Origin of the sequence: Ruegeria alba, from assembly GCF_022321465.1 — a bacterium.
Lineage (GTDB): Bacteria > Pseudomonadota > Alphaproteobacteria > Rhodobacterales > Rhodobacteraceae > Ruegeria_B > Ruegeria_B alba.
The window spans coordinates 121,259-141,242 of sequence record NZ_JAKOEM010000007.1 but is presented as its reverse complement, the minus strand read 5'-3'; the positions used below and the strand labels follow the sequence as shown (position 1 = coordinate 141,242).

Genomic DNA, 19,984 nt, shown 5'->3' with positions numbered 1-19,984 from the left:
CGGTCATTGTGGCGCCATGACCGCTTCGCCCCTGATCCTGCACCCTGACAGCCCCGATGAAACCGCCCGTTTGGCGGTGGTTCTCGGTGCCGCTTTGACAGCGGGGGATTGCCTGTTGCTGTCGGGCGAGATCGGCAGCGGCAAGACCCATTTCGCCCGTCACCTGATCCAGTCCCTGCTACCCGTCGCCGAGGATATCCCCTCGCCCACCTTCACGTTGGTACAGGTCTATAACAGCACCCGGGGCGAGATCTGGCACAGCGATCTCTACCGCCTGACCGGACTGGACGAGATCGAGGAACTGGGCCTGTCCGAAGCCTTCTCGGACGCGATCACGCTGGTTGAATGGCCAGACCGGCTGGGCCCTCTGACACCGGACCATGCCCTGCATCTGCATTTCGAAACCGACCCTCAGGACGAGTTGAAACGCCGCCTGACCCTGTCTTGGACCGATCCAAAATGGACCACGCGCATCGAGGCGTTGAAATGAGTGACCGAAGCGCGCTTGCCACCGCTTTCCTGGCCGAAACCGACTGGGCCGGCGCCTCGCGAACGCCGCTGGCAGGCGATGCCTCGGCTCGCCGCTATGAGCGGTTGAGCAACCCGGAAACCGGCCAGACCGCCGTGCTGATGGACGCTCCGCCCGCGCAGGGCGAAACGGTACACCGCTTTGTCGAAATGGCGCGGCATCTGCGCGCCCAGGGCCTGAGCGCGCCCGAGATCCTGGCCGAGGATCCAGCGCAGGGCTTTTTACTGATCGAAGACCTGGGCGACGACCTCTTTACCCGCGTCATCGCCCGCGACCTGTCACAAGAAGTGCCGCTTTACGAGGCTGCGACCGATCTATTGGTGGCGCTGCGCGACATGCCGCTGATGGCCGGTCTCGACAGCTATGGCCCGGCGCCGCTGGCCGAAAAGACCGATATCGCCTTTGATCACTATGTGAGCGGGATCACAGGCGCTGACACCACCGAGATGCGGGATCGGTTCATAGACCGGTTCGGAGGCGTCCTGCACCGGACGATCCAGGGACCCAAAGTAATGATCCTGCGGGACTATCACGCCGAGAATCTGCTCTGGCTGCCGGATCGCGCCGGGATGGCCCGGGTCGGGCTGCTCGATTTCCAGGACGCGGTCGTGGGCCACCCTGCCTATGATCTGGTCAGCCTGTTGCAGGACATCCGCCGAGATGTGCCGGCCCGGATCGAAATGCGCATGATCGACCGGTTCATAGCCGAGACCGGTGCGGACGACCACGAATTCCGCACCGCCTATGCCGTGCTGGGCGTACAGCGGAATCTGCGCATTCTGGGCGTCTTTGCCCGGCTGTCGCGCGAGATGGGCAAGACCCGGTATCTGGCGCTGATGGCCGCGGTCTGGCGCCATGTGATGCGCGATCTGGAGCATCCGGCCATGGCGGGTATCGCAGACTTGCTGCGCGAAACGCTGCCGCCTCCCTCACCCGAAAACCTGGCCCGACTGCACCCGAGATGACACAGACCGACCTGCCCGTAATGCTGTTCGCCGCCGGGTTCGGCACCCGCATGGGCGACCTGACCCGCACCCGCCCGAAACCCCTGATCGAGGTGGCGGGCCGCCCTCTGGTCGATCACACGCTGGATCTGGCTCGCGCAGTTTCCCCGCCTCGGATCGTAGCGAACCTGCATTACCTTGCCCCGATGCTGGCGGCGCATCTGGCGCCACGGGGGGTGCTCTTGTCCGAGGAGCAGCCCGATATCCTCGATACCGGCGGTGGGTTGCGGCAAGCCTTGCCGATGCTTGGAGCCGAAACGGTGTTTACAAGCAATACCGATGCGATCTGGTCGGGGCCGAATCCCTTTGCCCTGTTGGCCGAGGCTTGGGATCCGGTACATATGGATGCGCTTTTGATGTGCGTGCCGTTGGAACAGGCCATCGGACATGCAGGGACTGGCGATTTCAGCCTTGATGCGCAGGGGCGGATCGAACGCGGACCGGGGCTGGTCTATGGCGGGGTGCAGATCGTCAAGACGGGCGGGTTGCATGGTTTTGACGTGCCTGCTTTTTCGCTGAACCTTCTCTGGAACAGGATCGGGGCGGCCGGGCGGCTCTTTGCGCTGGAATATCCGGGGCGCTGGTGCGATGTCGGCCATCCCGGCGGGATCGCCCTGGCCGAGGAGATGCTGCGCGATGTTTGACCCCTGCACGCACCCCCGTGTCTTTGCCCTGCCGCCCGGCGTCGATTTCCCGCGCGCGCTGGTGCAGGGGCTGCACCAACGTGTTGCCGGGCAGCCGCCGCATGTGCTGGCGGGGGTGCAGCTGGTGGTCAACACCCACCGGATGGAGCGGCGCATCCGCGCGTTGTTCGATGCCGGGCCGGCGGCACTGTTGCCGCGGGTGTCGCTGGTCACCGACCTGACGGCGCTGGGCGCGGTCACCCATCTTCCACCCGCCGTTCCACCATTGCGGCGGCGGCTGGAACTGGTGCAGCTGATCACGCGCCTTTTGGATCAGCAGCCCGATCTGGCAGCGCGGGCATCGATTTTCGACCTTTCCGATAGCCTGGCTGCTCTGATCGACGAGATGCAGGGCGAAGGGGTCACACCCGCTGCCATTCGGGCGCTGGATGTCAGCGACCAGTCGGGGCACTGGGCGCGTGCGCAGCAATTCATCGCGATAGCCGAGCGCTATTTGCGCAGCGGTGACGACGAACTGGACGTGCAGGCCCGGCAACGCCGGGTGGTCGAGGCGCTGATCGCGGAATGGGCGCAGCACCCTCCTGAACATCCGGTGATCCTGGCCGGTTCCACCGGGTCGCGCGGGACCACAATGCTCTTGATGGAGGCGGTTGCCCGCCTGCCGCAGGGCGCGGTGGTACTGCCCGGCTTTGACTTCGACCAGCCGGGGCGGGTCTGGGACGGGCTCGAGGACGCGCTGACCGCCGAAGATCATCCCCAGTTCCGCTTTGCCCGGCTGATGGCGCGGCTGGGCCTGACGCCGGATCAGATCGCACCCTGGTCGGATGACGTGGCCCCCTGCCCCAGCCGCAACCGGCTGGTGTCGCTGGCACTTCGCCCCGCACCGGTGACCGACGCCTGGATGAGCGAGGGGCCGCAGCTGAAAGGTATCGATACCGCCACCCGCGACATCACCCTGATCGAGGCGGCCAGTCCGCGGGACGAGGCGCTGGCCATCGCCCTGCGCCTGCGTCAAGCGGCAGAGGATGGGCAAAGCGCGGCGCTGATCACCCCCGACCGGATGCTGACACGGCAGGTCAGCGCCGCGCTTGATCGCTGGAACATCCTGCCCGATGACAGCGCCGGCCTGCCACTGCACTTGTCACCACCGGGCCGGTTCCTGCGCCATGTCGCGGGGCTGTTCTCGTCCCGGCTGGATGGCGAGGCGCTGCTGACGCTGCTGAAACACCCGTTGTGTCACACCGGAAAGGGCCGCAACGAACACCTGCTCCACACCCGCGATCTGGAACTGGATCTGCGCCGCAACGGCCCGCCCTTTCCCGGTGCCGAAGACCTGACGGGTTTCGCCACCCGCCGCGAGGTGTCCGACGGCTGGACCAACTGGGTCGCCCGCTGTTTCTGCGACCAGCATGTCACCGGCGCCCTGCCGCTGTCCGATTGGGTCGACCGCCTGCGCCAGCTGGCCGAGGCGCTGTCGGCAGGCGCCGAGGGCGGCAGCGGCAACCTTTGGGAACAGAAGGCCGGGCAAGAGGCGTTGGCTGTTGTCACCGCTCTGGCCGACGAGGCCCCGCATGGCGGCGAGATGGACGCCCGCGATTTCGCCGACCTGCTGGGCGGGCTGTTGTCCACGGGCGAGGTGCGCGACCGCGACGCGCCCTATCCCGGCATCATGATCTGGGGCACGCTCGAGGCGCGGGTGATGGGGGCTGACCTGCTGATCCTGGGCGGGCTGAACGAGGGCAGCTGGCCCGAATCCCCTGCCCCCGACCCCTGGCTGAACCGGCGCATGCGCCATGATGCGGGCCTGTTGCTGCCGGAACGCCGCATCGGCCTGTCGGCGCATGATTTCCAGCAGGCCATCGGCGCGCCCGAGGTCTGGCTGACCCGCGCCAAACGCTCGGACGATGCCGAAACCGTGCCCTCGCGCTGGCTGAACCGGCTGACCAACCTGTTGCAGGGCCTGCCCGATCAGGGCGGTGCAGTGGCGCTGTCCGAAATGCGGGCGCGCGGCCGCCGCTGGCTGTCCATGGCCGAGGCGCTGGAGGAGGCGCCGCGCAGTGCCCCGGCCCCGCGCCCCTCGCCCCGGCCGCCGCTGGCCGCGCGGCCCCGGCAATTGTCGGTGACCGAGATCAAGAAGCTGATCCGCGATCCTTACGCGATCTACGCCCGGCATGTGCTGCGGCTCAAACCGCTGGACCCGCTGGTGCAGGCACCCGACGCGCTGCTGAGGGGGATCGTGATCCACGAAGTCCTGGAGAGTTTCGTCCGCGACAGCGTGCTGGACATGGCCCTGCTCAACCGCGACACCTTCCTGAAACGTGCGGCCACGATGCTGGAGGAGCTGGTTGCCTGGCCCACGGCGCGGGCGCTGTGGCTGGCGCGGCTCGACCGGGTGGCCGATGCCTTTTTGCTGTCCGAAGAGGCCCGGCGCGCCGATGCAGGCCCGATCGCCTTCGAGGCGCAAATGCACAAACAGCTCGACGGGCTGGATTTCACCCTGACCGGGCGGGCCGACCGGATCGACCGCTCCGAACGCGGCTCGCTCTGTCTTTACGACTACAAGACTGGGGCACCGCCCAGCGAAAAGCAGCAGGCGAAATTCGACCGGCAACTGTTGATCGAGGCTGCGCTGGCCGAAGAGGGCGGGTTCGAGGGGATCGACCCGGCCCCGGTGGCGCGCGCGGTCTTTATCGGCATGGGTGGCAGCTACAAAGAGGTGCCAGCCCCGCTCGACGCCGAGCCCCCGGTCAAAGTCTGGGCCGAGCTGCACCAGCTGATCGGCGCCTATTTCGAGCCAGATCAAGGTTTTACCTCGCGCCGGATGCTGCACAAGGACAGCGATGCAGGCGATTACGATCATCTGGCGCGGTTCGGAGAATGGGATCGCAGCGCCACGCCCGAACCCGAGGATCTGACATGAGCGCCCGCAACGCAGCGACCGAACGTCAGGTACAGGCCGCGCGGCCCGACGCCTCGACCTGGCTGGCGGCAAATGCCGGGTCGGGCAAGACCAAGGTGCTGACCGACCGGGTGGCGCGGCTGTTGCTCAGCGATGTGCAGCCTCAGCACATCCTGTGCCTGACCTATACCAAGGCGGCAGCCAGCGAGATGCAGAACCGCCTGTTCAAGCGGTTGGGCGAATGGGCGATGCTGGCGGATGCGCCGCTCAGGGCGCAATTGTCGGATCTTGGGGTGCCAGGGGCGATCAACAATGCGCGGCTGGCCCATGCCCGCACCCTGTTCGCCCGCGCCATCGAAACACCCGGCGGGCTCAAGATCCAGACCATCCACTCGTTCTGTGCCACGCTCTTGCGCCGGTTCCCGCTGGAAGCGGGGGTCAGCCCGCAATTCTCGGAAATGGAGGACCGCGCCGCCGCCCTGCTGCGCGAAGAGATCGTCGAAGACATGGCCGCTGGCCCGCAGGCTGCGCTGATCTCGAATTTGGCCCGCCATATCACCGATACCGATTTCGCCAGCCTGACCGCCGCCATCTGCCAAAGGCGCGCGGCCTTTGCGCAACCGCTGGACTGGGCCGGGCTGCTGGCCCTGTTCGACCTGCCCGAGGAGTTCGATACCCAGAGATTGCTGACCTCGGTCTTTCTGGGTGGCGAGGTCGCGCTGATCCGCTCCCTCCTGCCTGCGCTGATGGGCAGCGGTGCCAATGACCAGAAAGCCGCCGCCCGGCTTGCCGCCTTTACCCGGCCGACGCTCGACGGGCTGATCGTGCTGGAACAGGTGCTGCTGACCGGTGCCAGCGCGAAATCGCCGTTCTCGGCCAAGATCGACGGCTTTCCCACCAAGGGTCTGCGCCAAGGCGTGCTGGCTGGACAGATGCCCCAGCTCGAAGCGCTGATGCTGCGGGTCGAGGCTGCGCGCGACCAGCGCCTTGCGCTGGCTGCCGCTGAGAAATCTCTGGCGCTGCACCGGTTCGCGGCCGCGTTTCTGCCGGAATATTCCCGGCGCAAACAGTTGCGCGGCTGGCTCGACTTTGACGACCTGATCCTGAAGGCGCGGCAATTGCTGACCGATCCGGGCGTCGCGGCCTGGGTGCTTTACCGGCTCGACGGTGGCATCGATCATATTCTGGTGGACGAAGCACAGGACACCAGCCCCGAACAATGGGACGTGATCGAGAAGCTTGCGCAGGAATTCACCAGCGGCGAAGGCGCGCGCTCGGGTGTCGAGCGCACCATTTTTGTCGTCGGTGACAAGAAACAGTCGATCTATTCATTTCAGGGCGCCGACCCGGACGCGTTTGACCGGATGCAGGCCGAATTCGGGCGCAAGCTGCGCGATTCAGGCTCTAACCTGGAAGATCTGACGCTGGAATTCTCGTTCCGCTCGTCCAGCGCGATCCTTGGGCTGGTCGATCTGGTGTTCCGGGACCGGTCTCAGGCGGGGTTTCACAAAGAGTCCTTGCACCGGGCCTTCAAATCCGACCTGCCGGGACGGGTCGACCTTTGGCCCCTTATCGACAAGGTCGAGGAAGAGGAAGACGGCGATTGGACCGACCCGGTGGACCGGCCCGGCGCGCGCCATCACACGGTGATCCTGGCCGAGCAGGTGGCCGGGCAGATCCGCGAGATGATCGACCGGGGCGAAACCATCCCGATTGATGGCGAAACACCTGGCACATTCGCGCGGCGACGGGTGCGGCCCGGCGATTTCCTGATCCTGGTTCAGCGCCGATCCGATCTGTTTGCCGAGATCATCCGCGCCTGCAAGGCGGCGGGCCTGCCCATTGCGGGGGCCGACCGGCTCAAGGTCGGGGCCGAACTGGCGGTCAAGGATCTTGCCGCCCTGCTCAACTTTCTGGCCACGCCCGAGGATGATCTGTCGCTGGCCACGGTGCTGAAATCGCCTCTGTTCGGGTGGAGCGAACAGCAGCTCTTCGATCTGGCGCATCGCCGGAGCGACCGCTACCTGTGGGCGGCACTGCGCGCCCGTCGCGCCGAATTTCCCGAGACGCTCGAGATACTCGACGACCTGCGCGGGCAGACCGATTTCCTGCGCCCCTATGACCTGATCGAGCGGATCCTGACCCGGCATGACGGGCGGCGCAAGCTGTTGGGCCGGCTGGGCGCCGAGGCAGAGGACGGGATCAACGCCCTGCTCAGCCAGGCGCTGGCCTATGAACGCTCGGACATTCCCAGTCTCACCGGGTTCCTTGTCTGGATGCAGACCGACGATCTGGAGATCAAGCGCCAAATGACCGGGGTGGGCGACATGATCCGGGTGATGACGGTACATGGCTCCAAGGGGTTGGAGGCGCCCATCGTGATCCTGCCCGACACTGCCCAACGCCGCGCGCCACGCGATGCCGAGATCATGTTGGCCGAGGGCACACCACTATGGCGGGTGCCGCGTGACAGCTCTCCGGCGCTGCTCTCGACCGCGCGCGAGGCAGCGCAGACGCGCGAGATGAACGAACGGCTACGGCTCTTGTATGTGGCGCTGACGCGTGCGGAAAAGTGGTTGATCGTGGCGGCGGCGGGCGATCTCGGCAGCGATGGCAGCAGCTGGTATCAGGCGGTTGCGGATGCGATGGCCGAGGCCGGGGCAACCGGAGTCGCGGGCGATATCCTGAGGCTGGAACATGGCGACTGGACCGGGCCACCGCTGGTCGAGGAAAGCACCAAGCCCGACAGTGCAGTGGCCCTGCCCGATTGGGCGGCCCTCCCGGCGCCCGATCCCGTATCCGCAGTCAAAACCATTGCGCCCTCGGATCTGGGCGGCGCCAAAGCCCTGCCGGGAGAAGCCGGTCTGGACGAAGAAGCCGCCAAAGCGCGTGGCAGCTGGCTGCACCTATTGTTGGAGCATCTGCCCGGAACCGAACCGGCGGCTTGGACCGATCACGCGTTGCGCCTGTTGCCAGACCTTGATGCCCCCTTGCGTGACGAACTGCTGGCCGAGGCACGCGGCGTGCTCAGCTCCACGGCGCTGGCTGACATCTTTGCCCCCGGCACCCTGGCCGAGGTGGCGATCTCGGCACCGCTGGGGGCAAGGCGCTTGCACGGAGTGATCGACCGGTTGCTGATCGGTGAGAACGAGATCGGCGTCGTCGATTTCAAGAGCAACGCGGTGGTGCCAGACCGGCCCGAAGCCTGCCCCGAGGGGCTGTTGCGGCAGATGGGCGCCTATGCACATGCGCTGGAACAGGTCTATCCCGGGCGCAGCATCCGCACCGGCATCCTCTGGACTCGCACTGCACAGATCATGTGGTTGCCTCACGATCTTGTGGCCGCTGCCCTGGGTCGCATCCAGATATCTTGACCTCCCCCCGTCGGGAACCTACCTTTCCGGCCCAAGCGCATCCCTTTTTGGAGACAGACCATGTCCACCGTAGCCGTCACCGACGCAACCTTCGACGCCGAAGTCAAGAACTCGGACATCCCCGTAGTGGTCGATTTCTGGGCCGAATGGTGCGGCCCGTGCAAACAGATCGGCCCCGCCCTGGAAGAACTGGCAACCGAATATGCCGGCAAGGTGAAGATTGCCAAGGTCGATGTGGACAGCAACCCCAACGCCGCCGCCGCAATGGGCGTGCGCGGCATTCCGGCGCTGTTCATCTTCAAGGACGGCCAGGTCGTGTCGAACCGCGCCGGCGCCGCACCGAAAGCGGCGCTGCAAAACTGGATCGACAGCTCGATCTGAAGCCGGTTTCACGCTATGAACCAAGAGGCGCCCCGCATCGGGCGCCTCTTTTTCGTTCCGATTACGGGCGATAGCAGGAGCGGCAGAATGGCTAAAACGCGCGTATTGGTGGAATTTGGCATGGGCACGTCGCTCAGGCGCGAGGACTATACCGAGGCGGCGCTGCGCGCACTAAAGGACGCGCTGTGGCACAACTCGGTCAACATGGCCGAGTTGTTCGGCTTTCCGAAAGAGGCGATGATCGTTGATGCCGAAATAGGCGTACAGCGGCCCGAGGCGGTGGATACGACGGCTCTGGCGGCGGTGTTTCCCTACGGCCAGCCCAACATCACGGTCCGGCAAGGCGGGTTGGACATCGACAAGCCGCAGGGTGGCGGGCGCACGGTCATCGCCAATGCGGCGGTGGTCGTGTCCTTTGACATGGAGGCGGCAGGATGAGCGATCATCGGATGATCCTTGAGATGGGCACCGGCAATGACCTCTATGGTCAGGATTATACCAAGGCGGCGCGGCGGGCGGTGCAGGACGCGCTGCACCATTCCTCGATCACGCTGTTTTCGAAGCTGCGGATCGATCATGGACAGATGCGGGTGCAGGTAACCATCGGCGTACAGCAGCCCGACGAGGTCGATTGCGAGTCCGTCGCCGCCGAGCTGCCGCGCGGGGTTGCCACGGTGCGCGCTGTGCTGGGTGGGCTGGATGTGGCGGACCCGGATGCCGGAACCCGCCACGTTGTCGCGACTGCGGCGATCGAAGCTTACTTGCCTTCCCTTGCGGGCAAATATCAGTTGACACCGGACGATCCGGCCTGAGCACTTCCAGCCTGACGGGAACAGGAGGGACGGCGCAAAGGGGCTTGACCGAATTCTTTATTTCGATAAAACGCGAAATATGGAAATAACGATTCCCCTCCGCCTGTCCACCCTTGGGCACCCGCAGCGGCTGGCCGTGTTCCGGCTGCTGATGCGCCGCTATCCGGGCCGCGTCGCCGCCGGTGAAATCGGCGCCGCGCTGGATGTGAAACCCAGCACATTATCGTCATATCTTTCTGCTTTGGTGCAGGTGGGGCTGGTGACCCAGACCCGCGAGGGCACCTCGCTGCTTTACCAGGTGGATATGGACGGCATGCGCGAGACGATGAATGCGCTGTTCCTCGATTGCTGCCGGGGTCGCCCTGAATTGTGCCTGCCCAACGCTCTCTCTGCTGTTGCGACGAGTTCAACCATGACCCACCCGAAATACAATGTCCTGTTCATCTGCACCGGCAATTCCGCCCGCTCGATCTTTGCCGAGACCCTGTTGCGAACCGAAGGCGGTGACCGGTTCAACGTCTATTCCGCAGGGACCAAGCCTTATTCCGAGCTGAACCCGCACGCGGTCGAGGTGCTGCGCGCCAAGGGTCATGACGTGACCGGATTGCGCGCCAAGAACATTGCCGAGTTCACCACCCCCGAGGCGCCAAAGTTCGATTTCGTCTTTACTGTCTGCGACCGCGCCGCAAACGAGGAATGCCCGGCCTGGCAGGGGCAACCGATCTCGGCCCATTGGGGCCTGCCGGACCCTGTTCGCGCCGAAGGCAACGACGCACAGAAAAACCTCGCCTTTCAACAGGTCTATGGCACGCTGAAGAACCGCATTCAGGCCTTTGCCAACCTGCCTTTCGAGCAGCTTGACCGGATTTCCCTGCAACGCGCGGTCGATGATCTGGGCCGCGAGGCCTGACCCCACCCGATTTTTTTCACAAAGGAATTCTCATGACTGTTTATGCCCTCAATGGACTTGGCCGCATGGGCAAGCTGGCCCTGAAACCGCTGCTGGAGCGCGGCGCGCAAATCGCGTGGATCAACGATGCGGTGGGCAGCCCCGAAATGTTCGCGCATCTGCTGGAATTTGATACCGTACATGGTCGCTGGCAGGCCGAATTCGGCTGGGATGACCAGTCGATCACCATCGACGGCACCCGGATGCCGGTCCACACCAGCCGCCGGATCGAGGATCTGCCGCTGGATGGGGTGGATGTGGTGATCGACTGTACCGGCGCCTTCAAGACCGAGGCGAAACTGGCCCCCTATTTCGACGCGGGCGTCAAAAAGGTTGTGGTCTCGGCCCCGGTCAAGGATGGTGACGCGGCAAACATCGTCTATGGCGTGAACCACGATATCTACGAGCCCGCGCGCCACCGGATCATTACCGCCGCCAGCTGTACCACCAATTGCCTGGCGCCGGTGGTCAAGGTCCTGCACGAGGGGATCGGGATCAAGCACGGCTCGATCACCACGATCCACGACGTCACCAATACCCAGACCATCGTCGACCGCCCCGCCAAGGACCTGCGCCGGGCGCGCTCGGCGCTGAATTCGCTGATCCCCACCACCACCGGCAGCGCCACCGCGATCACGCTGATCTATCCCGAACTCAAGGGCAAGCTGAACGGCCATGCAGTGCGGGTGCCGTTGCTGAATGCCTCGATCACCGATTGCGTGTTCGAAGTTGCCCGTGAGACCAGCGCCGAAGAAGTCAACGCGCTGTTCAAGGCCGCGGCCGAAGGGCCGCTGAGCGGTATCCTGGGATATGAAAAGCGGCCGCTGGTCTCGGCCGATTATACAAACGATCCGCGATCTTCGATCGTGGATGCGCCCTCGACCATGGTGGTGAACGGCACCCAGGTCAAAATCTATGCCTGGTATGATAACGAGATGGGCTATGCCCACCGGTTGGTGGATGTGGCCTGCATGGTGGGTGACAGCCTGTGACGCGGGCCCCGTCCGAGCGCGGCGGGCTGTCGGCCTATATCGCCGTCACCGCCGCCTATTGGGCCTTTATGCTGACCGATGGCGCGCTGCGCATGCTGGTGCTGCTCCATTTCCACATGATGGGATTCAGCCCGGTGCAACTGGCCTATCTGTTTGTGCTCTACGAGGTCGCGGGCATGGTCACCAACCTGTCGGCGGGCTGGATCGCGGCGCGCTTCGGGCTAGCGGCGACGCTCTATGCCGGGTTGGCGCTTCAGGTGGGCGCGCTGGTCGCCTTGTCGCAATTGGATCCGGGCTGGCAGATCGCCACATCGGTGGCCTTTGTCATGATCGTGCAAGGCCTGTCCGGCGTGGCAAAGGATCTGTCCAAGATGTCGTCGAAATCGGCGGTCAAGCTGCTGGCGCCGAAAGAAGGCGATGGTCTGTTTCGCTGGGTCGCCCTGCTGACCGGGTCAAAGAACGCGGTCAAGGGGATCGGCTTTCTGCTCGGCGCTGTCCTGCTGGCGCTGGCTGGCTTCTCAGCGGCGACGCTGGGTATGGCCGCCATCCTGGCCGTAATCCTGCTGGCAGTGCTGGTCGCCATGCCCGCAGGCCTGCCCAAGGGCCGCAAGGGTGCGAAATTCTCCGAGGTCTTCTCGAAATCCACCAATATCAACTGGCTCTCGGTGGCGCGGGTGTTCCTGTTCGGCGCCCGCGACGTGTGGTTCGTGGTCGGCATCCCGGTCTATTTCTACGCGGTCCTTTCCGACGGCAGCGCGGCGGGCAACCGCGCCGCGTTTTTCATGATCGGCGGGTTCATGGCGGGGTGGATCGTGTTCTACGGCGCGATCCAGGCCTCGGCGCCGCGCCTATTGCGCGCCGCATCGCGGGGCGAGGACGCGCTGATCGCCGCCGCCCGCCATTGGGCGGCCTGGCTGGCCACTGTTCCCGCTGTTCTGACGGGCGCGACCTTGATGGCCAGTGGGCCGGAACCCTGGCTGACGGCGGTTCTGGTATCGGGCCTGCTGGTGTTTGGTGCGCTTTTCGCCATCAACTCCTCGCTGCATTCCTATCTGATCCTCGCCTTTTCCAAGGACGAGCGGGTCACCATGGATGTGGGGTTCTACTACATGGCGAATGCGGCGGGGCGGCTGCTGGGGACGCTTCTGTCCGGGCTGACCTATCAGCTGGCCGGGGTGCCCGGCTGTCTGGGAACTGCGGCGGTGATGGTCGCGCTCAGCGCGCTGGCCGCTGGACAGTTGCATGCTGCAACTTCCAACAGGGCGGCCCCCTGAAATAGAAAAAGCCGCCCGAAACACGAGCGGCCATTCTAACGTCGATCCGTGGGGATTGGATCAGATCTTGGCGATGTCGGCACGAGTCAAGCCGATGTCGTCCAGCTGGGCGTCGGTCAGAACCGACAGCGCCTTGCGGGTGCGGCGCGAGTCGTTCCAGGATGCCACGGCCTCTTTCGCCGAGTAGAAGAAATCCACCACGCGGAGAACGGTGACTGCTCCGAGCGGCGCTGTGGTGCTGGTGGTATATGCCATTTGCGCGTTCCTTTAAATGAAACAGCCGACCCTGCGTCGGTTGTGAGGCTCATCTAGGGGATGGGTCCGAGTCTTACAAATGCCCGCTCGACAGCCCCGAAATGCAATCCGTGCATAACTTCTAGGCAGTATGCATAGCTTGCCCTTGCGCCCCCGACGGCCCATATACGGGCGCAACAGAAGATGGAGGCATTCATGGCAGACGATCAATTTCCGGGCTGGCACGGCACCACGATCATCGGCGTCAAGAAAGACGGCGAAGTGGTGATCGCGGGCGACGGTCAGGTCAGTCTGGGCCAGACCGTGATCAAGGGCACCGCTCGCAAGGTGCGGCGCCTGTCGCCCGGAGGCTATCACGTGGTCGCGGGGTTTGCCGGATCGACGGCGGATGCCTTTACCCTGCTCGAACGGCTGGAGGCCAAGCTGGAGGCGACCCCCGGGCAACTGGCGCGCGCCTCGGTCGAGCTGGCCAAGGACTGGCGCACCGACAAGTACCTGCAAAAGCTCGAAGCGATGCTGATCGTCAGCGACGGGCAGGACATGTTCGTGATCACCGGCGCGGGGGACGTGCTGGAACCTGAACATGACGTGGCCGCCATCGGCTCGGGCGGGAATTTCGCACTGGCCGCCGCGCGGGCGATGATGGACAGCGACAAGAGCGCAGAACAGGTGGCCCGCGCCGCCATGGCGATTGCCGCTGATATCTGCGTCTATACCAATGGCAACCTGACGGTTGAGACAATTTCGAAATAGATGAGGCCGCGCCTTAGGCGCGGCCTCGCGGGCGGAGAGAGTGAGTGGTGGCGCCCGTTGTTACAGGGTTGAAATGGTGTGTGCCCAATTGCGCGGAAAGATGCTTTCACAAATCTCTGATCCACCGTGCGCGGCCCGTGTGCTGACGCCGCGACACGGGACCCGCTTGTGTTTTCAGCCCCCATGCTTAGGTTCCCGCCTGACACAACGAGATTGAGAGCACATGACCGACCTGACCCCGCGCGAGATCGTCTCGGAGCTTGACCGTTTCATCATCGGCCAGAAGGACGCCAAGCGCGCCGTTGCCGTGGCGCTGCGCAACCGCTGGCGGCGCAAGCAGCTGGCTGACGACCTGCGCGACGAGGTGTACCCGAAGAACATCCTGATGATCGGCCCCACTGGCGTGGGCAAGACCGAGATCAGCCGACGCCTGGCGAAACTGGCGCGCGCGCCCTTCATCAAGGTCGAGGCGACCAAGTTCACCGAGGTCGGCTATGTCGGGCGCGATGTGGAACAGATCATCCGCGATCTGGCCGATGCGGCCATCGTGCAAACCCGCGAATATATGCGGGACGAGGTCCGTGCCCGCGCCCACAAGGCGGCCGAAGACCGGGTAATCACGGCCATTGCAGGCGAAGACGCTCGCGAAGGCACCCGCGAGATGTTTCGCAAGAAGCTGAAGGCCGGCGAGCTGGACGATACCGTGATCGAGCTGGATGTCGCCGACGGTTCGAACCCGATGTCGATGTTCGAGATCCCGGGCCAGCCCGGCGGCAATATGGGCATGATGAATCTCGGCGACCTGTTCGGCAAGGCCTTTGCCGGGCGGACCACCCGCAAGAAACTGCGCGTGGCCGACAGTTATGATATCCTGATCGGGGAAGAGGCCGACAAGCTGCTGGATGACGAGTTGGTCAACAAGACCGCGCTCGAGGCGGTCGAGCAGAACGGCATCGTGTTCCTGGACGAAATCGACAAGGTTTGCGCCCGCTCGGACGCGCGCGGGGCCGATGTCAGCCGCGAGGGCGTGCAGCGCGACCTGCTGCCGCTGATCGAAGGCACTACTGTGAGCACCAAATACGGGCCGATCAAGACCGACCATATCCTGTTCATCGCCAGCGGCGCCTTTCACATTGCCAAGCCCAGCGACCTGCTGCCCGAATTGCAGGGGCGGCTGCCGATCCGCGTGGAACTGCGCGCGCTGACCGAAGAGGATTTCGTGCGCATCCTGACCGAGACCGATAATGCCCTGACCCGGCAATATACCGCGCTGATGGGCACCGAAAGCGTAACGGTCACCTTTACGCCCGACGGCATCGAAGCGCTGGCCCGGATCGCCGCCGAGGTGAACCAAAGCGTCGAGAATATCGGCGCGCGGCGCCTTTATACAGTGATGGAACGGGTGTTCGAGGAACTCTCCTTTACCGCGCCCGACCGTTCGGGCGAGACGGTGAAAGTGGATGCGGCGTTTGTCGACACCAACCTTGGTGAGCTGACACGCTCGACCGACCTGAGTCGATACGTTCTGTAACGACCGGGGTTTACCCAGCAAGAGGATCTGAGATGCGGATTCGGGTTGCGATCATCTTGTGTATCGCGCTGCTCACTGGCTGTGCCGACCGCAGTTACACGCCGATCACGCCGGATGCGTTGAAGGTTGGCAGCCCCGCCACCGTGTTTGCCGCAACCACCCGGGTGCAGCAGGTCGATGGCTCCTTTGGTCCTGACCGGAGCGAAAGCCTGAGCCTGTTGGAGCTGACTGTCTCGATCCCGCCCGACCGTCGTCCCGGTCGGCTCGATTTCGGCTATGGGCAGGCCAACCCGGAAAAGCAGTTCATCCTTGCGGGCCAGACCCTGTTCGCCCGTGCCGATGCGTTTCACGACCGGCTACGGCAAGACCTGTCCCAGCAACCGGTCGGCAATCGCGAGTTGACCCTTTTTGTGCACGGGTTCAATTCCACGCAGACCGAAACCGCCTATCGCGCGGCACAACTGGCGCATGACATCGACATGTCCGGGTCGCTGATGGTCTATTCCTGGCCCAGCAAGGGCCATGCCCTGGGCTATGCCTATGATGCCGACAGCACGGTATTTGCCCGCGATGGTCTGGAAATCTTATTGCGCAGTCTGGGAAATGAGCGGATCGACCGGATCTCGGTCGTTGCGCATTCCATGGGGTCTTTCCTGTTGATGGAAGCGCTGCGCCAGATCGAGATCGCCAGCCCGGGCTGGTCGGCGCAACATCTGGACGGAATTATTCTGATCTCGCCCGATCTGGACCTCGACGTGTTCCGCAGCCAGATGCGCCGGATCAAGACCGTGCCACAACCATTCGTGGTTATGGCCTCGGAAAAGGACAATGTGCTGAACCTCTCGCGCCGGCTGCGCGGCAAGCAAAGCAGCGAGCGGCTGGGTCAAATCAGTTCGGCCGCGTTGATCGCCGATTTGCCGGTGTCGGTGATCGATACCAGCACGTTTTCGGACGAGGCTGAATCGGGTCATTTCGTCGCCGCTACCTCTCCTACTCTGCTGGCAATGATCGCCGAGGCGCGGAACATGACAGATCTGTTTGAGGCAGGAAATGTGCCGCTGGAGCGCGCATTTCCGGGTATCGTCACCTATGCGCGTGACAACCTCGACGTCGTAATGGAAAACAACGACCGCTAGCCGCGGTTGCGCCTGAGATAGACGTAATAGGCACCTTCGCCGCCGTGGCTGATATGGGCGGGCGTCACCTGAAGCACCGCCTGCGCCAATGGAGGTAGCGACAGCCATTGAGGCACCTGATGACGCAACACCCCACGCGGGGTGGGGATGGGTCCGGGTTCGTCGCGATACTTGCCCTTTCCGGTCACCACCAGTACCAGCCGCTTGCCCTGGGCCTGGGCAGTCAGGATAAAGCGGGTCAGGGCGGGGTGAGCGGTGTCTACGCGCATGCCGTGCAGGTCGAGTTTTCCCTCAGGTTTGAGCTTGCCCCGGCGCATCCGGGTATAAGCCTTGGGATCCATCTGCACCGGCGCCCGCGACAACCGGTCTGTGACCGAGGGTGTCAGCACATGGCGTGCGGATTTGACGCGCGCGGCTTGACCTAGCTCGAAAGGTTCCAGCGACATCGGCAGCGGTTTGGTCGGTTTCGGCTTGGGCAGCGTCTGCGGGTGAACCCCGTCGACACGTTCCGGGTGCAGCCGGTCGGCTTGCCGGACGACCTTGCGCCAGAGGTCGATTTCATCCCTTGTCAGCTTTCTCCGGGTCATCAGTACCCGTCCGGCAACAGGGCATAGGCGCGCTGGATCGGTAGCAGAACCACCATGCGGCCCGGATCGCGCAGCGTACCCGCCGCCTGTCCCGCTGCATCGCCTGTGCCAAAAAAGATATCGGCCCGCTGCGCCCCCTTGATGGCCGATCCGGTATCCTGCGCGATCATCAGTCGCCGCATCAGGCCGGCGCCGTTCTTTTCGACCCAGACCGGTGCACCAAGCGGCGTATAGGCTGGATCGACCGCGATCGAGCGCAGCGGCGTCACCGAGCGGTTCATCGCCCCGACTGGTCCCAGTTCCGAGGACAGGTGCTTCAACTCGCGAAAGAAAACAAAAGATGGGTTGTGATAGAGCAACTCTTCGCCGGCCTCGGGATTGCGCCGAACCCAGTTCTTGATCACCTGGGCGCTCACCTGATGGGCGGAATAGATGCCGCGCCGCACCAGCTCGACCCCGATCGACCGATAGGGGTGCCCGTTGGCGCCGCCATATCCCAGCCGCAAGGTTTGCCCATCCGGCAGGCGGATGCGGCCTGACCCCTGGATTTGCAGAAAGAACAGCTCGACCGGATCATCGACCCAGGCAATCTCGAGTCCGCGATTGTTCATCACGCCGCTGGTCAGGATCTGGCGCCGGTCCAGCCATGGATTGCTGGCGCGCGCCTCGGGCGGCATCTTGTAAACCGGATACCGATAGCGGGACGAAGGGAACCGGGCGCCCTCAAGTTCAGGTTCGAAATACCCGGTGAACAACGCATCCTCGCCATCCTCGATCAGGACGGGGCGAAACAGCAGCTCGAAAAACCCACGCGCGGTCTCGGGCGTTGCCTCGCGCGCCATGGCGCACAGGCTGCGCCAATCCGGATCATTGAACTGGTCGCAGGTGTTCAAGAATGTCGACAGCGCGGCCGCGTGGTCGTCTTCCACCCAACCGTCCAGCTGGTCAAAGGACAAGACGGTATGCGTTATCTCTGCCGCTCCGGCCGAGGCGGTCATCATGGCACCTGCCAGAACAGCCGACCGGAGCGCGCCAATCATGCGTCCGTGGCGACAAGCAGCCAGTTCGGATCATCGGTGCCCATGACGCGGGCAAAGGTCCAGACGTCCTTTTGCCGTTTGACCGTCGTGGGGCTACCTTCGACCACATCGCCGCCGCGATCGCGTACAACCGAGGTCAACTCGCCCACGAAACGCATGGTGATTTCGGCCCGGTTGCCATCCTTGTCGAAATGAACGTCCTGAATTGCGGTTTCCCGCACACCGACGAATTCCGCCTCGATCGTAAGACCCTGATCCTCGCGCGCTGCAACGACGCCGACAAAGGTTTCAAAGACGTCTTCGGCCAGAAACGGCTCGATCTCGTCCAGATTGCCGCGCTCGAACCCCATCACGATCATCTCGTAGGCGCCGCGCGCTCCCTGCACGAATTCACTGACCGAAAAGGCCGGTTCGATCCGTTTCATCGCTGCCAACGCCTGGGCTTGCGGGCTGTCCTCGGGAACATGGTCGGTGATGTCGCGATCGGGGCCGCCTTCGATCACTTCGAAATCGCGCCGCGCGCGGTTTTCCGGCTGCTTCGGCACCGGCGGCTTTTCGAACCCTTCACGGGTTCCAAGCACGCTTTTCAGGCGCAGAATCAGGAAAATGGCAATGCCGGCCAGCACAAGAAGCTGGATCAGGGGAGAGTTCATTATGTCCTCGGTCTCGGGCCAGAAACTTTGTAACCTGGTCTTAGAACCACTATGTAGGCAACGGTTGGGGGCAAGTCCACCATTGACCATAGGCGAAAGGACGCGTTGCATGTATCTGTTTCTGGCCTTCCTGCTGGTTCCGATCATCGAGATCGCCCTGTTCATTCAGGTTGGCGGGTTGATCGGGCTGTGGCCGACCCTTGCCATCGTGGTGCTGACCGCGGTGCTGGGAACATGGCTGGTCCGGACACAAGGCCGCATGGCGCTTGGCCAATTGAACCGTGCCTTCAACCAGTTGGACGACCCGACAGAGCCGCTGGCCCATGGGGCGATGATCCTGTTTTCCGGTGCTTTGCTGCTGACACCGGGCTTCTTCACCGATGCGCTTGGATTTGCCTTGCTGGTGCCGGGCGTGCGGGTTGCCGTCTATCGCTATCTTCGCGCCCGTGTTCAGGTTTCCAGCTTTCAGATGGGTCCGGGGCCAGGCATGCGCCAACCGCATCATGACACTGGCGACGTGATCGACGGCGAATGGGAAGAGGTGCGCCCGCATCGCGAAAGAGGTGCCGGGCCGTCTGGCTGGGTCGAGGGGCCCGACCGCCATTGAGCCGACCGCGCCAAGCTGATAAGCAGTGGCGAATTTGCTAATCCGGAGGATTTCATGGCCGAGACCGACGCCGCCGCTGCCCAGCAGCCGCCCCAGATCCAGATGCGTGTATTGGGTCAGTTCATTCGTGACATGTCGTTTGAAAACGTCATGGCACAGCGCGGCGCTTCGGGCGACGTGCAGCCCGATGTCAATGTCCAGGTCAATCTGGATGCGAAAAAGCGCAGCACCGAAAACCAGTACGAGGTTGCGATCAAGCTGAACATTACGTCCAAGGCCAAAGGCATGGACGATGTGCTGTTCGTGTTCGAGATCGACTATTGTGGCATCTTCCATGTCGAGGGTGTGCCGAACGAGCAGTTGCACCCGTTCCTGCTGATCGAGTGCCCGCGGATGCTGTTCCCGTTCCTGCGCCGCATCGTCAGCGACATCACCCGCGACGGTGGCTATCCGCCGCTGAACCTCGACAATATCGACTTCATGGCGCTGTACCGCTCCGAACTGGCACGCCAGCAGGCAGCCGCGCAGGCCGAACAAAAGGCCGACGCCTGATCCGGAACGCGC

At 64.0% G+C, this 19,984-nt stretch carries 20 protein-coding genes; 16 read left to right on the top strand and 4 right to left on the bottom strand.

Features of this window, described 5'->3' with window-relative positions:
* The first annotated feature begins 16 nt into the window (after positions 1 to 16).
* From tsaE to arsJ, 11 genes are all read left to right on the top strand, one after another.
* Positions 17 to 490 carry a tRNA (adenosine(37)-N6)-threonylcarbamoyltransferase complex ATPase subunit type 1 TsaE gene (gene tsaE / locus MB818_RS10605; RefSeq protein WP_238905050.1) on the top strand — a complete coding sequence of 158 codons (474 nt, stop codon included), beginning with the start codon at positions 17 to 19 and terminating at the stop codon, positions 488 to 490.
* On the top strand, positions 487 to 1,494 hold the full coding sequence (locus MB818_RS10600; protein ID WP_238905048.1) for an aminoglycoside phosphotransferase family protein: 1,008 nt from the start codon (positions 487 to 489) through the stop codon (positions 1,492 to 1,494). The genes tsaE and MB818_RS10600 overlap by 4 nt, the downstream gene beginning before the upstream one ends.
* Positions 1,491 to 2,177, top strand: a complete 687-nt coding sequence (locus MB818_RS10595) for a nucleotidyltransferase family protein (protein WP_234165158.1) — start codon at positions 1,491 to 1,493, stop codon at positions 2,175 to 2,177. Before MB818_RS10600 ends, MB818_RS10595 begins: the two co-directional genes overlap by 4 nt.
* On the top strand, positions 2,170 to 5,097 hold the full coding sequence (gene addB / locus MB818_RS10590; protein WP_234216625.1) for a double-strand break repair protein AddB: 2,928 nt from the start codon (positions 2,170 to 2,172) through the stop codon (positions 5,095 to 5,097). The genes MB818_RS10595 and addB overlap by 8 nt, the downstream gene beginning before the upstream one ends.
* Positions 5,094 to 8,450: a double-strand break repair helicase AddA gene (addA, locus tag MB818_RS10585; protein ID WP_238905042.1), complete on the top strand. Its 3,357-nt coding sequence runs from the start codon at positions 5,094 to 5,096 to the stop codon at positions 8,448 to 8,450. Before addB ends, addA begins: the two co-directional genes overlap by 4 nt.
* A 60-nt stretch (positions 8,451 to 8,510) precedes the next feature.
* Positions 8,511 to 8,831, top strand: coding sequence for a thioredoxin (gene trxA, locus MB818_RS10580; protein ID WP_011049545.1), 321 nt, complete (start codon positions 8,511 to 8,513; stop codon positions 8,829 to 8,831).
* A gap of 87 nt (positions 8,832 to 8,918) precedes the next feature.
* Positions 8,919 to 9,269, top strand: a complete 351-nt coding sequence (locus tag MB818_RS10575) for a Lin0512 family protein (RefSeq protein ID WP_234139130.1) — start codon at positions 8,919 to 8,921, stop codon at positions 9,267 to 9,269.
* On the top strand, positions 9,266 to 9,643 hold the full coding sequence (locus MB818_RS10570) for a Lin0512 family protein (protein ID WP_238905040.1): 378 nt from the start codon (positions 9,266 to 9,268) through the stop codon (positions 9,641 to 9,643). Before MB818_RS10575 ends, MB818_RS10570 begins: the two co-directional genes overlap by 4 nt.
* A gap of 79 nt (positions 9,644 to 9,722) precedes the next feature.
* Complete coding sequence (locus tag MB818_RS10565) at positions 9,723 to 10,553, top strand: arsenate reductase/protein-tyrosine-phosphatase family protein (RefSeq protein WP_238905038.1); 831 nt, start codon at positions 9,723 to 9,725, stop codon at positions 10,551 to 10,553.
* Between the two features lie 32 nt (positions 10,554 to 10,585).
* Positions 10,586 to 11,584 (top strand): ArsJ-associated glyceraldehyde-3-phosphate dehydrogenase, encoded by a 999-nt coding sequence (locus MB818_RS10560; protein ID WP_234177644.1) that lies wholly within the window; start codon positions 10,586 to 10,588, stop codon positions 11,582 to 11,584.
* Positions 11,581 to 12,858: an organoarsenical effux MFS transporter ArsJ gene (gene arsJ / locus MB818_RS10555; RefSeq protein ID WP_238905036.1), complete on the top strand. Its 1,278-nt coding sequence runs from the start codon at positions 11,581 to 11,583 to the stop codon at positions 12,856 to 12,858. The genes MB818_RS10560 and arsJ overlap by 4 nt, the downstream gene beginning before the upstream one ends.
* Positions 12,859 to 12,918: 60 nt before the next feature.
* Here the strand turns inward: arsJ and MB818_RS10550 are convergent, their stop codons facing one another.
* Positions 12,919 to 13,113: a DUF1127 domain-containing protein gene (locus tag MB818_RS10550; protein WP_234139135.1), complete on the bottom strand. Its 195-nt coding sequence runs from the start codon at positions 13,111 to 13,113 to the stop codon at positions 12,919 to 12,921.
* Between the two features lie 195 nt (positions 13,114 to 13,308).
* On the opposite strand from MB818_RS10550, the gene hslV reads away from it, so the two are divergent.
* From hslV to MB818_RS10535, 3 genes are all read left to right on the top strand, one after another.
* Positions 13,309 to 13,866, top strand: coding sequence for an ATP-dependent protease subunit HslV (gene hslV, locus MB818_RS10545; protein ID WP_238905034.1), 558 nt, complete (start codon positions 13,309 to 13,311; stop codon positions 13,864 to 13,866).
* 223 nt (positions 13,867 to 14,089) lie between these two features.
* Positions 14,090 to 15,397, top strand: coding sequence for an ATP-dependent protease ATPase subunit HslU (gene hslU / locus MB818_RS10540; RefSeq protein ID WP_234145357.1), 1,308 nt, complete (start codon positions 14,090 to 14,092; stop codon positions 15,395 to 15,397).
* A 32-nt stretch (positions 15,398 to 15,429) separates the two neighbouring features.
* Positions 15,430 to 16,533: an alpha/beta hydrolase gene (locus tag MB818_RS10535; RefSeq protein WP_234139138.1), complete on the top strand. Its 1,104-nt coding sequence runs from the start codon at positions 15,430 to 15,432 to the stop codon at positions 16,531 to 16,533.
* On the opposite strand, the gene MB818_RS10530 is transcribed toward MB818_RS10535, so the two are convergent.
* Genes MB818_RS10530 through MB818_RS10520 form a run of 3 tightly spaced genes read right to left on the bottom strand, consistent with a single transcriptional unit; the run spans position 16,530 to position 18,813 of the window.
* Positions 16,530 to 17,120 (bottom strand): Smr/MutS family protein, encoded by a 591-nt coding sequence (locus MB818_RS10530; protein ID WP_234139139.1) that lies wholly within the window; start codon positions 17,118 to 17,120, stop codon positions 16,530 to 16,532. The two genes, MB818_RS10535 and MB818_RS10530, sit on opposite strands and share 4 nt — an antisense overlap.
* Positions 17,120 to 18,160, bottom strand: a complete 1,041-nt coding sequence (gene mltA / locus MB818_RS10525; protein WP_234139140.1) for a murein transglycosylase A — start codon at positions 18,158 to 18,160, stop codon at positions 17,120 to 17,122. The genes MB818_RS10530 and mltA overlap by 1 nt, the downstream gene beginning before the upstream one ends.
* Positions 18,157 to 18,813, bottom strand: coding sequence for a Tim44/TimA family putative adaptor protein (locus MB818_RS10520; RefSeq protein WP_234139141.1), 657 nt, complete (start codon positions 18,811 to 18,813; stop codon positions 18,157 to 18,159). Before MB818_RS10520 ends, mltA begins: the two co-directional genes overlap by 4 nt.
* A 109-nt stretch (positions 18,814 to 18,922) precedes the next feature.
* Here MB818_RS10520 and MB818_RS10515 point away from each other — a divergent pair, with 109 nt between their 5' ends.
* A complete protein-coding gene (locus MB818_RS10515; protein WP_234139142.1) occupies positions 18,923 to 19,420 on the top strand; it encodes an FxsA family protein in 498 nt (165 codons plus the stop codon).
* A 54-nt stretch (positions 19,421 to 19,474) separates the two neighbouring features.
* Positions 19,475 to 19,972: a protein-export chaperone SecB gene (secB, locus tag MB818_RS10510; RefSeq protein WP_234139143.1), complete on the top strand. Its 498-nt coding sequence runs from the start codon at positions 19,475 to 19,477 to the stop codon at positions 19,970 to 19,972.
* Positions 19,973 to 19,984 lie beyond the last annotated feature (12 nt).

What these genes read in the sequence shown, in the direction of transcription:
- tsaE (WP_238905050.1), top strand. Translation starts at nt 17, where the DNA reads ATGACCGCTTCGCCCCTGATCCTGCACCCTGACAGCCCCGATGAAACC.
- MB818_RS10600 (WP_238905048.1), top strand. Translation starts at nt 487, where the DNA reads ATGAGTGACCGAAGCGCGCTTGCCACCGCTTTCCTGGCCGAAACCGAC.
- MB818_RS10595 (WP_234165158.1), top strand. Translation starts at nt 1,491, where the DNA reads ATGACACAGACCGACCTGCCCGTAATGCTGTTCGCCGCCGGGTTCGGC.
- addB (WP_234216625.1), top strand. Translation starts at nt 2,170, where the DNA reads ATGTTTGACCCCTGCACGCACCCCCGTGTCTTTGCCCTGCCGCCCGGC.
- addA (WP_238905042.1), top strand. Translation starts at nt 5,094, where the DNA reads ATGAGCGCCCGCAACGCAGCGACCGAACGTCAGGTACAGGCCGCGCGG.
- trxA (WP_011049545.1), top strand. Translation starts at nt 8,511, where the DNA reads ATGTCCACCGTAGCCGTCACCGACGCAACCTTCGACGCCGAAGTCAAG.
- MB818_RS10575 (WP_234139130.1), top strand. Translation starts at nt 8,919, where the DNA reads ATGGCTAAAACGCGCGTATTGGTGGAATTTGGCATGGGCACGTCGCTC.
- MB818_RS10570 (WP_238905040.1), top strand. Translation starts at nt 9,266, where the DNA reads ATGAGCGATCATCGGATGATCCTTGAGATGGGCACCGGCAATGACCTC.
- MB818_RS10565 (WP_238905038.1), top strand. Translation starts at nt 9,723, where the DNA reads ATGGAAATAACGATTCCCCTCCGCCTGTCCACCCTTGGGCACCCGCAG.
- MB818_RS10560 (WP_234177644.1), top strand. Translation starts at nt 10,586, where the DNA reads ATGACTGTTTATGCCCTCAATGGACTTGGCCGCATGGGCAAGCTGGCC.
- MB818_RS10550 (WP_234139135.1), bottom strand. Translation starts at nt 13,113, where the DNA reads ATGGCATATACCACCAGCACCACAGCGCCGCTCGGAGCAGTCACCGTT.
- hslV (WP_238905034.1), top strand. Translation starts at nt 13,309, where the DNA reads ATGGCAGACGATCAATTTCCGGGCTGGCACGGCACCACGATCATCGGC.
- hslU (WP_234145357.1), top strand. Translation starts at nt 14,090, where the DNA reads ATGACCGACCTGACCCCGCGCGAGATCGTCTCGGAGCTTGACCGTTTC.
- MB818_RS10535 (WP_234139138.1), top strand. Translation starts at nt 15,430, where the DNA reads ATGCGGATTCGGGTTGCGATCATCTTGTGTATCGCGCTGCTCACTGGC.
- MB818_RS10530 (WP_234139139.1), bottom strand. Translation starts at nt 17,120, where the DNA reads ATGACCCGGAGAAAGCTGACAAGGGATGAAATCGACCTCTGGCGCAAG.
- mltA (WP_234139140.1), bottom strand. Translation starts at nt 18,160, where the DNA reads ATGATTGGCGCGCTCCGGTCGGCTGTTCTGGCAGGTGCCATGATGACC.
- MB818_RS10520 (WP_234139141.1), bottom strand. Translation starts at nt 18,813, where the DNA reads ATGAACTCTCCCCTGATCCAGCTTCTTGTGCTGGCCGGCATTGCCATT.
- MB818_RS10515 (WP_234139142.1), top strand. Translation starts at nt 18,923, where the DNA reads ATGTATCTGTTTCTGGCCTTCCTGCTGGTTCCGATCATCGAGATCGCC.
- secB (WP_234139143.1), top strand. Translation starts at nt 19,475, where the DNA reads ATGGCCGAGACCGACGCCGCCGCTGCCCAGCAGCCGCCCCAGATCCAG.